General features: G+C 44.4%; 12 protein-coding genes. 8 read left to right on the top strand and 4 right to left on the bottom strand.

The genetic code is table 11. The features are described from left to right. Positions 1–70 precede the first annotated feature (70 nt). The gene (locus ABMY45_RS12380; RefSeq protein WP_349288933.1) at positions 71–2221 is read left to right on the top strand and encodes a M3 family metallopeptidase; all 2151 of its coding nucleotides are present in this window, start codon (positions 71–73) and stop codon (positions 2219–2221) included. Between the two features lie 223 nt (positions 2222–2444). Here the strand turns inward: ABMY45_RS12380 and ABMY45_RS12385 are convergent, their stop codons facing one another. The 3 genes from ABMY45_RS12385 to dinB form a co-directional block, all read right to left on the bottom strand. Next, entirely contained in the window at positions 2445–3977 is a 1533-nt protein-coding gene (locus tag ABMY45_RS12385) for a leucyl aminopeptidase family protein (RefSeq protein WP_349288934.1), read from the bottom strand. A 69-nt stretch (positions 3978–4046) separates the two neighbouring features. Then, positions 4047–5732: a carbon starvation protein A gene (locus tag ABMY45_RS12390; RefSeq protein WP_010374688.1), complete on the bottom strand. Its 1686-nt coding sequence runs from the start codon at positions 5730–5732 to the stop codon at positions 4047–4049. Positions 5733–5857: 125 nt separating this feature from the next. After that, on the bottom strand, positions 5858–6982 hold the full coding sequence (gene dinB, locus ABMY45_RS12395) for a DNA polymerase IV (RefSeq protein ID WP_349288935.1): 1125 nt from the start codon (positions 6980–6982) through the stop codon (positions 5858–5860). Between the two features lie 152 nt (positions 6983–7134). Between dinB and ABMY45_RS12400 the strand changes: the two genes are divergently transcribed. From ABMY45_RS12400 to ABMY45_RS12430, 7 genes are all read left to right on the top strand, one after another. Further along, positions 7135–8187 (top strand): aldo/keto reductase, encoded by a 1053-nt coding sequence (locus tag ABMY45_RS12400; protein ID WP_349288936.1) that lies wholly within the window; start codon positions 7135–7137, stop codon positions 8185–8187. Positions 8188–8273: 86 nt separating this feature from the next. Continuing rightward, on the top strand, positions 8274–8786 hold the full coding sequence (locus ABMY45_RS12405; RefSeq protein WP_010605982.1) for an NUDIX domain-containing protein: 513 nt from the start codon (positions 8274–8276) through the stop codon (positions 8784–8786). Between the two features lie 72 nt (positions 8787–8858). Then, positions 8859–9548, top strand: a complete 690-nt coding sequence (locus ABMY45_RS12410) for a hypothetical protein (RefSeq protein ID WP_010605981.1) — start codon at positions 8859–8861, stop codon at positions 9546–9548. A gap of 40 nt (positions 9549–9588) precedes the next feature. Then, on the top strand, positions 9589–10095 hold the full coding sequence (locus ABMY45_RS12415; RefSeq protein WP_010605980.1) for an NYN domain-containing protein: 507 nt from the start codon (positions 9589–9591) through the stop codon (positions 10093–10095). A 144-nt stretch (positions 10096–10239) separates the two neighbouring features. Next, positions 10240–10830, top strand: a complete 591-nt coding sequence (locus ABMY45_RS12420) for a DUF2726 domain-containing protein (protein ID WP_010605979.1) — start codon at positions 10240–10242, stop codon at positions 10828–10830. Positions 10831–10938: 108 nt separating this feature from the next. After that, a complete protein-coding gene (mtnN, locus tag ABMY45_RS12425) occupies positions 10939–11646 on the top strand; it encodes a 5'-methylthioadenosine/S-adenosylhomocysteine nucleosidase (RefSeq protein ID WP_349288937.1) in 708 nt (235 codons plus the stop codon). Continuing rightward, positions 11646–12602, top strand: a complete 957-nt coding sequence (locus ABMY45_RS12430) for a cobalamin biosynthesis protein (protein ID WP_174169764.1) — start codon at positions 11646–11648, stop codon at positions 12600–12602. The genes mtnN and ABMY45_RS12430 overlap by 1 nt, the downstream gene beginning before the upstream one ends. Positions 12603–12664: 62 nt before the next feature. On the opposite strand, the gene tyrS is transcribed toward ABMY45_RS12430, so the two are convergent. Next, the gene (tyrS, locus tag ABMY45_RS12435; RefSeq protein ID WP_102057449.1) at positions 12665–13864 is read right to left on the bottom strand and encodes a tyrosine--tRNA ligase; all 1200 of its coding nucleotides are present in this window, start codon (positions 13862–13864) and stop codon (positions 12665–12667) included. Between the last annotated feature and the right edge of the window lie 151 nt (positions 13865–14015).

Consider the following 14015-nt stretch of genomic DNA (forward strand, 5'->3'; position numbering starts at 1 on the left):
TATGCGATAAAACACAACTACAAACACATAATAGATACACTATAACATTACAACAAATACTGAGAAGTTTATGAAAAAGACCATCATCGCCGTTGCGATTTACTCCACGCTTTTTGTCTCTGGTTGTTCAAATTATACAACGGAGGTGGCATCTAGCGTGCCTAAGAAAAGTGAATCAGTCCATCACAATCCACTGTTCAACGCCAGTACTTTAATCTACCAAACCCCAATGTTTGACCAGATCAAAGATGAACATTTTATGCCTGCATTTAAGTTGGGTATGGCAGAGCACCTCAAAGAAATCGCGCGTATTGCAACTAACTCTGCAACGCCTACGTTTGAAAACACCTTAGTTGCAATGGAAAAAAGTGGTGCACTGCTAAAGCGAACCAGTAGCGTATTTTTTAACTTAATAGGCACTGATAGCTCAGTAAAGCGTCGTCAATTACAAAAAGAACTAGCCCCAATGCTCGCAGAACACCGCGATAACATCAATTTGAACGCCGCATTATTTGATCGTATAAAGTCGCTTTATGATAATCGCAACACACTCGAACTAGACTCAGAATCAAAGCGTTTATTGGATGTTTACTACACCAACTTTGTGCGAGCTGGCGCAAAACTAAGTGCTGAAGATAAGGAGAAAATTCGCAAAATCAATGAAGAGCATTCATCTCTGACTACCCAGTTTTCACAAAACCTATTAGCAGAAACGTCTGCCATATCAGTGATTGTTGATGATAAAGCCGCATTGGACGGTTTAACAGAAAGACAAATTCTTGCCACTAAACGTGCGGCTGAAGCTGCAGGACATAAAGACAAGTACTTAATCGGTATTACCAACACAACTCGCCAACCTATTTTAGCGTCTTTAACCAACCGAGCACTTAGGCAACAGATTTGGCAAGCTTCTGCTTATCGTGCTCAGTCAGGTGATAATGACAATACTCAAATTATCATCCGGCTGGCACAGTTAAGGGCCGAAAAAGCAGCGCTGTTAGGGTATAAAAGCTGGGCAGACTACGGCCTAGAAAAGCAAATGGCTGGAAACCCTAAAGCAGTTTATGACATGCTTGGCAGCATGGTGCCGGCCGTTGTTTCCAACGTGGAAAAGGAAGCAGCAGATATTAAAACGCTTATTCAAAGCGAAGGGCACTCGTTCAACATCAAACCTTGGGACTGGGCATACTACGCTGAAAAAGTTCGTCAATCTCGTTATGACCTGGACGAAACAGAAGTGAAAAAGTACTTCGAATTTAATAACGTCTTAGAAAATGGTGTTTTTTATACCATGAATAAGCTGTACGGCGTAAGTTTCAAAGCTCGCCCTGACTTACCCGTGTATCATCCAGATGTTAAGGCTTATGAACTGATCGATAACAATGGTGAAAGCCTCGCGATATTCTTTGCCGACTATTTTGCAAGAGAAGGTAAACGTGGTGGAGCTTGGATGAATTCATTTGTAGGGCAATCTAAGTTATTAAACCAAAAGCCTGTGGTTATCAATGTCATGAATATTGCAAAGGCACCTGATGGTGAACCAACCTTTGTGAGCTACAGTGAAGTGACAACTATGTTTCACGAAATGGGACATGGCTTACATGGGATGTTTTCTGACGTAAAATATCCGAGTCTTGCTGGAACCGCTGTTTCTCGTGATTTTGTTGAGTTTCCCTCAACCTTTGAGGAAGACTGGGCTGCACACCCTGAAGTTATCAGTAACTATGCAAAGCATTACCAAACCGGGGAACCTATCCCAAAAACACTGCTTGATAAAGTGATCCGCTCACGAACTTTTAATATGGGCTACGATACATTGGAGTACATGGCATCTGCGCTCATAGATATGGAGTGGCATACAATTTCACCTGAGCATGCACCCACTGATATCAATGAATTTGAACAAGCGGCACTGGAAAAGCATGGAGTCGCCCTCGATTACGTTCCACCGCGTTATAAATCAGCATTTTTTGCGCACTCTATGGGAGGCGGCTATTCTGCTGGTTACTATGCTTATATGTGGAGTGAAATATTAGCAGCCGACGCCTATGCATACGTGCAAAAGCTCGGTGGCCTTAAACTTGAAAATGGCGAAAAATATCGTAAACATATTTTATCGGTTGGTAACTCAAGACCTGTAATGGACTCTTACAAAGCATTCCGCGGAAAAGAGCCAACGACTGAAGCGCTATTAAAACGCAGAGGGCTAGATTCCAAATAGTCTTCTCTTTAATTTGACCCAACCAGAAAGGGAAGCTGTATTGCTTCCCTTTTATCAATCTTATACCAGTTGTATTAAGTAAATGATCTATCTTGAAGCGGGAAAATAGCTTTAGTAGCAAGGCAAAAATTTTGCTATTTAGTTGTTCTAAATGAGAAATTTTTAACGAAGCTAATATGCTATTTCACCCTTCAAATTGATTAGAGAATTAATTCAATTGGTATTAAATACAATACCTTGCAAATAAGCTTGCTACGGTTGCAGCAGTTGGCTTGCCATGTTGCCAGTCGCCACCTTCAACGCCGCTACCTGCAATATCCATATGTACATACGGAATTGGCAATTCTGCATTACAACCATGCTTGTCTAAGCCACCAACGATTGCCAAAAATGCCATTGGGAATTGGTGACCACGAGCGGTAACCGCCGATGGTGCGTTGTTGCTCGATAGCACATCATCCGCAAGGGTGCGTGGTTTTACAAAGTCATAGTCTTCGCGTCGGCTACGCGATACTTCCGCGCAGTCAGCCCATAGGTCGCCCATATCTGCAATCTTGCGAGATACTTGTGCTGCTCGTGCAGGACCATTCTCAACATAGGCACTGTAAGGACCCATAGCGCGCGCTGCATGACCTGTCAGTGTTGCAACCGTAAAGATCTCAGGGTTTTTCTCACCCAGAGCTAAGTCTTTCGCTTCGCTGAGTAAGTCACCCATCGCCAAGCGACCTTCCGCATCGGTGTTACCAATACGAACGCGAACGCCTTCTCTGCTCTCAATGATTTCATCCGGCACGAAACAGTCAGAACCAATCGAGTTACGAACCACGGCAAGATAAGCAATTACCTTAATACCTTTTGGTTGGTACTTAGCAACCGCTTCCATAAAACCAACCACTGACGCCGCACCGCCTTTATCACGGCTCATGCCGGCCATAAAACCGCCCACTTTCAAGTCTGCACCGCCAGTATCGTACACAAGACCTTTGCCAACAAAGATAAGAGTACGTTCGACGTCACCTTCAGGCTCGTATACCATTTTTACAACACGAGGATGGTGGCGCTCAACGGCGTAAGAGGCACGCGCTACCGTGCTTAACAGTGGATACTGTTCATCCATAATTTTACGATCAGCGATAACCTCAACGTTTACCGCTGAACCTTGAAATAGCTCAACACAGTAGTCAGCAAAACGAGGCGGTGCCATGCGCTCAGGTTCTGTGCCACACAGATCACGCGCAGCATATTGGCCTGCAGCGATTGCGCTTAGTTGATCGCAGCATTGTGCTGACGCTTCAAAAACATAAATCGCTTCGATTGGTTCAATCACTTCGCCACGGTACTCACGTGCTTCTAATGGCTGCCATAAGCCTTGGCAAGCACCTAAAAAGCTGACTGCACGCGCATTTTCGTAACGAGCATCGGCAGGCACATTTACAACAGCAAGCACAGGTTTTACCGCACCAGCCGCTTTCGCTTCTAAAATACCAGCCTTTGCCGCTTCAAAGTAACGGCGAACGTCATCGTAATCTCTGTCGATTGGTCCGGTTGGCGCAATCACCAAGCGCTTGCCAGGTACTTTGTCTGAAACAAGCAGGCTTGCCTTTTGCGCAATGCGCGCATCTACAGCTAAAAATGGTGCAGCAACTTCGTCAAGCTCCGCACTGCCAAGGTTTTGAATATCATGAGTAACAACAACGATAGCATCTGCATCGCTTTCAAATAGGGTGTTACAAGGTAATGCGATTGGAAAAGACATAAAAACGGCCCTTTTCTATATTAGAATTAGGGCCGACTATAGGTGATTTGTGGTCAAGTTCCAAGGGAACTACGACATATCACGGGCTTCATCTGGTTTCGCTTTGGTTTTGCTGATCACAGACCAAGCTTCTAACATCACCAAAATACTGACCACCAGCACGATGACGTCAAGCACAACCAACAGCCAATTGCCTTTTTGGTAGTATTCACCTAGCTTGATCACTCCAGCAAAAAACGCCATCACCAGCACAAATACCATAGGGATCAAGGTGTACTTAGCGGGACGCCCTAGTTTGATAAGATACACTGAGATAACCAACAAGGTTAAGCTTGCCAAGATTTGGTTGGTTGAACCAAACAGCGGCCAAATCACCATACCACCACTACCCGATGCGCCACCAGCGCCAAAGGCGAGTAGCAAACAACATGCAACGGCCAACAAAGTCGCGATGATACCGTTGTTCAGGAACTTGATGTTATAGATCTCACCCCACTCTTGAATAATATAACGCTGAAGTCTAACGCCAGAATCCATGGTAGTGCCTGCAAAAAGTACAACCATAACGGCAAGTAAAGTTGATGCGATTTCGACTGGTAGTCCCCAGCCTGTACTGATAAGATTTGAGCCACCGTTAATAAAGGCTGATACACTGCCAGCACCAAGGTGGCTATAAATTTCGTGCCACTCTTCAGGTGATACTGCGAGCATCACACCACTCACGGCGACCAAAGTGATAAGTGCTAGTGAGCCTTCACCAACTGCACCTAAGTAGCCGACAAAACGACCGTCTTTTTCTTTGTCTAGTTGTTTTGAACTCGTTCCCGACGAAACAATACCGTGGAAACCTGATACCGCACCACAAGCAATAGTCACAAACAGCAAGGGGATAATACTCGGGGTGTTTTCTACCGTTTGGGTATTAAACGCAGGCGCGGTGATATCAGGCATGACGACAAATACTGCACCATATAGCAGGATTAATCCCACTAACAGCTGCATGCCATTAATAAAGTCACGAGGTTGCAATAGCATCCAAACCGGTAACAATGACGCCACGGCAGCATAGATAAACAGAATGATGATCCAATTGGCTTTGTCGCTTAGACCAAACATTTCGGTTGGTAAGGTGATCGGCATACTACTGCCCATATAAATGGTCGCGTAGAGCACAATAACCCCGATAATACAGAGTGGTACTAGCGGCACTTTGCGTTTCAGTAATTGGCCGATGATAAGCGCCACGACGATAGCAGACCAAGCGGGGAATACCGCATTTGGGTTACCCACGAAGGAGTTTGCTATCACCACGCCGAACACGGCATTCACCATGAGCAGTACAAGGAAGACCACTATCATAAACAATGAACGCGTGCGCTTGCCAATCACGCTTTCAGACAACGCGCCCATCGACTTGCCTTTATGGCGAGCACTTGCCCACAGCGCGCCCATATCGTGGACACCCGCAAAGAATATGGTACCGAATACAACCCAAAGCACAGCTGGCACCCAACCCCAATAAACAGCGATAGCTGGACCTACAATTGGTGCTGCGCCTGCGACTGAAGTAAAGTGATGCCCCCACAATACCACTTTGTTGGTGGGAACATAATCTACGCCGTCCTCAAGCTCATGCGCCGGCGTGACAAAGTTGTCATCCATTTTAAATATTTTTTCAGCAATAAATTTGGAATAGACAAACCATCCAAATAACATCCCTATGATGCCGAAGAGTACGATCATTATGGATTGCATAATGCTTACCTCTTGTTGTTGTTTTAATTACACGCGGTTCGCGTGATTAGTTTGTTGCACGACAACTTCGAAGCTAGCACAAATTAAACTAATTGCAGTTATCTTTTAGTCTAGGTAGGTCAGAATTAGCCATCAAAAAGCCCCAGTTGAGCTTGTGTGTTAGACTTTTCATTTAGCCCTAAATGTAAGCCCACGAGGCGCACGGGTTTAAACTTTTGCCGTGACATTGCTTCAATCAATAGCTCTTCGAAAACGGGCAAATCAATATGCTGGTATTGGCATTCTTTGGTGGTTTGGGTGAAATCGTAAAACTTCACTTTAACGCCAAGCTTATTAAAACCGCGCTGTAAATAAGGCTGTGCTCGGCGAGTCAGTTCAGGTAACAACTTTTCTTTTATGACTTGTTTTAAGGTATCAAGGTCGAGCGTGTCTTCTGCAAATGTGGTTTCAACGCCTATCGATTTACGCACTCTGTCGGTCTCAACTCGGCGCTCATCAATACCTTGACAACGCCGCCATAATACAGCGCCAAACTTGCCAAATGACTGGCGTAACTGAGTTTCAGACAGTGCCTTAATATCTCGGCCATACTCAAGTCCCATGGCTAGCAAACGCTGTTGAGTCACTTTACCTACACCTGGAATTTTTTTAAGGGGTAACGCATCAATAAAAGCGCTCACTTGGTGAGGCGGGATCACACACTGACCATTGGGCTTGTTTTCATCGCTGGCAATTTTGGCTAAAAACTTGATTGGCGCAATTCCCGCCGAAGCCGTAAGGCCCGTCTCTGCAACTATATCCGCTCGTATCTGCTCGGCGATAAGCGTTGCACTGCCATTACATTGCTGACACTCAGTGACGTCTAGATAGGCTTCATCCAAAGACAGTGGCTCAATTAGCTCAGTATAGCGGGTAAAAATAGCGCGAATTTGTTGCGATATTGCCTTATAGACCTCCATTCTCCCCGGTACAATCACCAGCTGAGGGCAGAGTTTTTTCGCTTGATAATTCGACATGGCCGATCGCACGCCATATTGCCGAGCAATATAGTTAGCCGTGGATAGCACCCCACGATGACTCTGCCCACCAATCGCCATCGGCACCTTTGCAAGCTCGGGGTTATCGCGCATTTCTACCGATGCATAGAACGCGTCCATATCAATATGAATAAATTTACGCACGTTAAAACACTGTCTAAATAAACAGTGTTTATTATGTGCTAATTTTCCAACTGTTGCAATCTTGAACATAGGCCTTAGTGTTCTGGGCTATACTTGTGTTGATGTCTGTTGCAAGTTGCACTGCAAAACAGAGATAATGCTAACAATATCAATACAGTTCAAAGTACTAAATCCGTTACTTTGGCTATATTTAACCATTCAGCAATCAATCAGGAGCCTGCATGAAGTACTCACGACTTGGTAGTAGCCCATTAGAAGTTTCGCGCATTTGTTTAGGAAGCATGACTTGGGGCGTACAAAACAACCAGCATGATGCCGACGAGCAAATCAATTATGCACTAAGCCGTGGTATTAACTTCATTGATACCGCTGAAATGTATGCGGTCCCTCCCTCACCTGAAACCTATGGTAAAACCGAAGCCATCATTGGCAATTGGCTAAAGCGGCACCAAGAAAAGCGCGAAAAGCTCGTGCTTGCAACCAAGATTGCAGGCAGCGGATTACCTTGGATCCGTGAAGGCGGTGCTATTACGGGACAATCTGTGATCCAAGCGGTGGACGATTCTTTAGCGCGCCTGAATACCGACTATATCGACCTCTACCAACTACATTGGCCAAACCGTACTTCACCGCACTTTGGTAAACAATGGCCAGGCATAGTGCCTTTGAGTGCACTTGACCACGACGAAGAACGCGCTGGCATGCTAGATATTTTAGAAGGCTTAGCGAGCTGTATTAAAGCAGGTAAAATTCGCCATTGGGGTCTTTCTGATGATACGCCTTGGGGCATTCACACTTACCTTAATTTGGCGATGCAGCACGACCTACCGAAGCCGGTTTCAATTCAAAATGAGTTTAGCTTGCTACATGCCAAAGATTGGCCTTACTTGATTGAGAGTTGCGTAAACGAAGATATTGCCTATTTACCTTGGTCGCCATTGGCTGGTGGTATGCTGAGCGGTAAGTATTTAGGGGGCGCAAGACCTGAAGGAAGCCGCTTTACCTTAGTGCAAAGACAGGGCCTATTTAGGGACACACAACTAGCACAAGAAGCAGTTGCAAAATATTTAGAAATCGCCAAAGAATTTAATATGACTGCAGCGCAACTGGCGCTAGCTTGGTGTAATCAAGTCGATGGCGTGACTTCAACCATCATCGGCGCGACAACCATGGCACAGCTCAAAGAAAATATTCAAGCGTTTGAACAACCGCTATGTGCAGAATCTTTAGCCGAGATTGATACTGTATTTAAAGCGTACCCTGCTCCGTTTTAATATCTTCATTCGCGATACGCCGCTTTTACGCAGGCGTATCGTTTTGTAAACCCATTCTTGTTACCTAAATTGAAGTTAAAACCCCCATGCAAAGCTTAAACAACACCCCAGTCATTCCGCTTCAAGGCAGCTGCTTTACTAGAGAGACCACTCGCGCCATAGTCCTTAGAGGCAACGACATTCTTATGCTTTACACCAAACGTTATGACGATTACACCTTACCAGGTGGTGGCGTTAACGAGGGGGAAAGCTTAGAAGCAGCATTAGAGCGCGAGCTAAAAGAAGAAACTGGTGCAGTATCCATTACAGGTCTCACTCCTTTTGGTCGCTATGAAGAGTATCGTCCTTGGTATAAACCAGATCATGATAATGTACATATTATTTCTTATTGCTACGTTTGTGAGATCTGTGGCAAATTTGATCTGCCAACCATGGAGAATTACGAACTTGCTAATGGTATGAAACCTTTGTGGATTAACATAAATCAAGCCATAGCCCACAATGAAGCTAAACTTGCTGATGCAAATAACAAAGGGATGTCCATTTTGCGTGAATTAACTTTACTGAAACACATATCGGCGCAACTAATCACAGAATAATTCGTCTATTGAGGGAACATTTACACGTTGATTAAGCTCTAACTCTGCATAACTCAAGGATTAATAAGAATAATGCGGCCGCTCCAAAACAACCTAATTAGTTTCACCATTATTGGCTCTATTGTGCTGCATCTACTGCTCGGCTGGTATTTGCAGCAAAGTATTTATATCCCCTCAAAGCCTTTAGAAATTAAGGCAATGAAAACCTATTTGGTTATTGAGCCTGCCAAGCCCAAGGTGGAGCATATTGAGACACCAGCGATAACTGAAGATAAGCCAGTAAAGGAGTTAAAACCGACGCTGAAGGACGATACGGTTGAAGTACTAAAAACTGCGCAAACGGAACCAAAAAAGCCTACGGTTGAAAGTACAACCAAGCACATAGCCAAAGCAGCAGTCGTCACGCAACCTAAAAAGTTAGACCATCGCAAAGCAATCTCTCAATTTCGTCAGCAACTTTTAGAGCCCACTCCCAGTGACGTTGTACTCAGCCAAAACCAAAAAAAGCCGCAGCAGATCACCGTACCTAAAGCGCATCAAACCAGTGCTGCGAGCAAGCCAAGAGAGCTACTCGCGTCCACACCACATTATAAAGTCTACCGTGAAAATGGCTTGTGCTATACTGAGGTTAGGCTCGATCCGAGTATTCCTACACCAGAGGGATTAAGTAATAACTGGCGTACTCCGCCTCGCCCTTGCGATGGCGGTGCCATTAAAAAAGCCTATGATGCCGCGATGAGTAAATGGCTAAACAAACGCTAATCTTGCTATCATAAAGCAAATTTATTGCTAAGAGTCCATTATGGAAAAAGTCACCATTTTAGTTGACGCTCAAAATGTTTATTACACCACCAAACAAGCCTACCAAACAGGCTTTGACTATAACGCGTTTTGGCGTAAAGCAACGGCTAATCGCGAGGTATATCAAGCCATTGCCTATTCCAGCGAACGGGGTGACGACAAACAAAAGCAGTTCCAAAATATCCTGCGAGCGATTGGCTTTGAGGTGAAGTTAAAGCCTTATATTCAACGTGCCGATGGCTCCGCAAAATGTGATTGGGATGTTGGCATTACCATTGATGCCATGGAATGCGCGTCAGGATCCGATGTAATAATTCTAGTAACTGGTGATGGTGATTTTGATTTACTCGCGAATAAACTCAGAGATAAATACCATACCCGAGTCGAAGTTTACGGCGTGCCGCAGCTTACCGCCGCCTCACTGATCCGTGCCGCTAGTGAGTTTATTCCTATTGATAGTAAACTATTAATTAGTCGACGCAGGTCTGAAATACATCACGGCGATTAACACTGTCAGATACGTTCCTATACGACAAATAGTCCACCTCCATAGCCAACCACACAAATTCTTATGACTTGCCGTAAAGTAATTTTATGGCACAGCTATTGCTTATAAAACCACAGATGTCATTTTTTTGATTTGGAGTTTTGTATGGAATTTGCGTTACTTGCTATTTTGGCTCTAGTGGTCGTTGCTTCCATTGTCGCTTCTAAGTACACCGATGTGGGTGGCAATCCTTATCCATTTAATCGTAAAGAATCTGTTTTTACCACCGTTGAAGCATCGTTTCTACATTTATTAGAACGTGCCGTTGGCGATAGATATAAAATCGTTAGCCGCATTAAGCTCATTGATGTGATTGAGTGCAAGCCGGGTATCTCTCCAAAAGCACGTCGTGCTGCGGTAACTAAAGCTAAGAATAAGCAGTTGGATTATGTCTTGGTAGACAAAGAGACACTGAAAATTGTTGCCGCTGTTGACTTGGTCAATAACGCCAATAAAAACGGCCATAAAGCACAAAAAGATTGGTTTGTAAGTGGCGCTCTGGAATCTGCGGGTATTCCACACATTCGTATGAAAATCAAAAGTGGCTACCAAAGCGCTGAGGTCCGTGCGGCAATCCTATTCAAGCTTGGCCAAAAAGTGGAGATGCCAAAGAAAACCAGAAACCGCACCTACAAACCTGCGGTACTGTCTCCTTCACAGGCAAAAGCACAGTCAACTCAGTTGGCAGAAATCTAGCAAAACGGGCGTCAGCCCGTTTTTTGTTTTACCTATCAAAACCCCTTTCGTATAATAAAAGCAATTTTGACACTGGGGCTTTCCCCACCACAAATTAGGAATCTTTTGATGAAAGTAGGCATTATCGGCGCAATGGAGCAAGAAGTTACCATTTTGCGTAACACCATGGAAAACCCGCAAACATTGACCAAAGGTGGCTTTACTTTTTATACCGGCAAACTGGCTGGTCTTGACGTAACGCTTGTACAGTCTGGCATTGGTAAAGTGGCAGCGACGGTTGCGACAACTTTGCTTATCGACAACTTTGCGCCAGATTGCGTGATCAACACGGGTTCTGCAGGTGGCTTTGAACCATCACTAAACGTCGGCGATGTGGTGATTTCAAATGAAGTACGTCATCACGACGTTGATGTTACTGCATTTGGCTATGAAATTGGTCAAGTTCCGCAAATGCCTGCTGCGTTTACTTCGCACACAAAATTAGTTGAAGCTGCAGAGCAAAGCGTACATGCGCTTGAAGGCATTCAAACTATGGTTGGTTTGATCTGTACGGGTGACTCATTTATGTGCGACCCAGTACGCATCGACAAGGCGCGTGCAGACTTCCCTACGATGTTAGCAGTAGAAATGGAAGGTGCGGCAATTGCGCAGGCTTGTCATTCTTTAAACACGCCATTTGTTGTGATCCGCTCGCTATCTGATATCGCCGGCAAAGAATCACCGCAATCATTCGAAGAGTATCTAAAAGTCGCTTCTGTTAACTCTTCTAAAATGGTGATGGCACTACTTAATAAGCTGGATAAGGTTACGCTTTAGTGCTCGACAGCTTGCTTCAGGCCCATGAGGGCCTGATCATTTTCTTACTGGCGATTTTTGCCAGTCTAGGGGTAAGGTTATCAACACTTTATCACCCTAATCTTATTCTTAGCCTTATATTTAAAGCGATTGCCGAAAAAGTTTATCGCCCCAAAGCGGCTTCTAGTTATCAACTGTTATCAGGCACACTGGGATTCCTCCTCCCTATATTAACCATCACCGTATTAACTTATGCGATTATTAGCTTTGCTTTTTATCCTAATTGGCTCGGTGGGCTGGTGTTGTTTTTATGCTTAGATATTAGCCATGAAAGCCGTGCTAAGCGTATTTCCGCGCTGATAAAGTCAAAGCAAAAAGTAACCGCAAGAGCCGTGTTGCAAGGAATGGTAGCAAGAGATGTAGAGAAGCTAACAGAGCTTGGTATTTGTAAAGCCACCATAGATAGCACCGCATTAAATACCCTGCGCCATTTTTTTGTCATTGCTTTACTGTATCTAATGGCAGGCCCCTATCTCGCGCTATTTTATAAACTGTTACTGCTATGCGACCATGCTTGGCGGCAAGTAATGCTCCCCTCAGCCCGTTTTATGACAAGCCTTTCCCGCGTGATTTGGCTCGTTGAGTTTGTACCCATTCGATTATTAATTACCTGCTTTTCATTGCTACTTAGACCAAAGCAAACTTGGCACTACATTAAATACTACGGCCGTCACTTTAGCCAAACGAATACCGGATGGGCACTGAGCTTTTTTGCCGCAAATTTACATACACAGCTCGCAGGGCCGCGCTTTTATTTTGGTGAACGTTATGATGTGATGCGGGTAGGTGCAAAAGCGCAACCCTCAGCTGAGCATATTCAGCATTTACTCGGGCTACTTAATCAAATGCGCTGGCTATTTATTGCTACTTCCGCCTTACTGCTTGTGATTATAAATTTTGCTAGCTTAATGTTGTAACAACCACAAAAAAGGCCAGTAAAACACTGACCTCTTCGGCTATAACAAGTAGATTAGCTTGTTTAGTTTACCGTAACTTTCGCAAACTTACGCTTACCTACTTGGTAGATTTCACAAGAACCTTTCGCAACTTCTAATTTTGTGTCTGTTACTTTATCTTCGCCATTTAGCTTAACCGCGCCTTGCTTGATCATGCGCATCGCCTCTGAAGTACTTGCCACTAAACCGGCTTCTTTTAGCAAGTTAGTGATAAACGTGCTTTCACCCTCAATAGTTACGGTGACTTCAGGGATCTCATCAGGTAAGGCATTTTTTTGGAAACGCTTGATAAAGTCTTGATGCGCCGCTTCAGCGTCAGCTTCACTGTGGAATCGAGCAATCATTTCTTTTGCAAATTCAATCTTAATGTCACGAGGGTTGCGGCCGCCTGCAACTTCTTCTTTAAGTGCAGCGATATCATCCAGTGTTTTTGCGCTTAACAATTCGTAGTAACGCCACATTAAATCGTCAGAAATCGACATCACTTTACCGAACATGTCGTTTGGCGCATCAGTAATACCGATGTAGTTACCTAGTGACTTAGACATTTTCTGTACGCCGTCGGTGCCTTCAAGTAGCGGCATCATCAGTACTGTTTGCGGCTTTTGCCCTTCGTCTTTTTGTAGCTCACGACCCATTAATAGGTTAAAGCGCTGATCGGTACCACCGAGCTCAACATCCGCCTCTAGTGCAACCGAGTCCCAACCTTGAACCAGTGGATATAAGAATTCGTGGATTGCGATTGCTTGGCCATTTGCATAACGCTTTTTAAAGTCGTCGCGCTCAAGCATACGTGCCACAGTTTGACGTGCAGCAAGCTTGATCATACCGGCTGTGCCAAGCTTTTCCATCCACTCAGAATTGAATGCAACTGTGGTTTTGGCAGGATCAAGGATTTTGAAAACCTGTTCTTTGTATGTTTCTGCATTTGCCAGTACATCTTCACGAGTGAGTGGCTTACGAGTTACATTTTTGCCCGTTGGGTCGCCAATCATACCGGTGAAATCACCAATCAAGAAAATCACCTCATGGCCTAAGTCTTGAAAGGTTTTCATTTTATTGATTAGCACTGTGTGTCCTAAATGCAAATCAGGCGCTGTTGGATCGAAACCCGCTTTAATACGTAGTTTTTTACCTGACTTCAGCTTTTCTTTTAATTCATCCTGCAACAGAATTTCTTCTGCACCACGGCTAATCTCTGCAAATGCAGTTTCTAAATCCACTATTCTCACTCCAACAGCTATAACTTGTAATCGCTCGATTCTAGCCTATATTTATCCGAGTTTAAATGCACAAAACGCTGGTATTACGGGTTTATTACGTATATCCTGCAATATTATCTACAATAATTCTTGACAGCAGAAAAGGCGCATT

It is taken from the genome of Pseudoalteromonas sp. XMcav11-Q (assembly GCF_040104525.1).
Classification (GTDB): domain Bacteria; phylum Pseudomonadota; class Gammaproteobacteria; order Enterobacterales; family Alteromonadaceae; genus Pseudoalteromonas.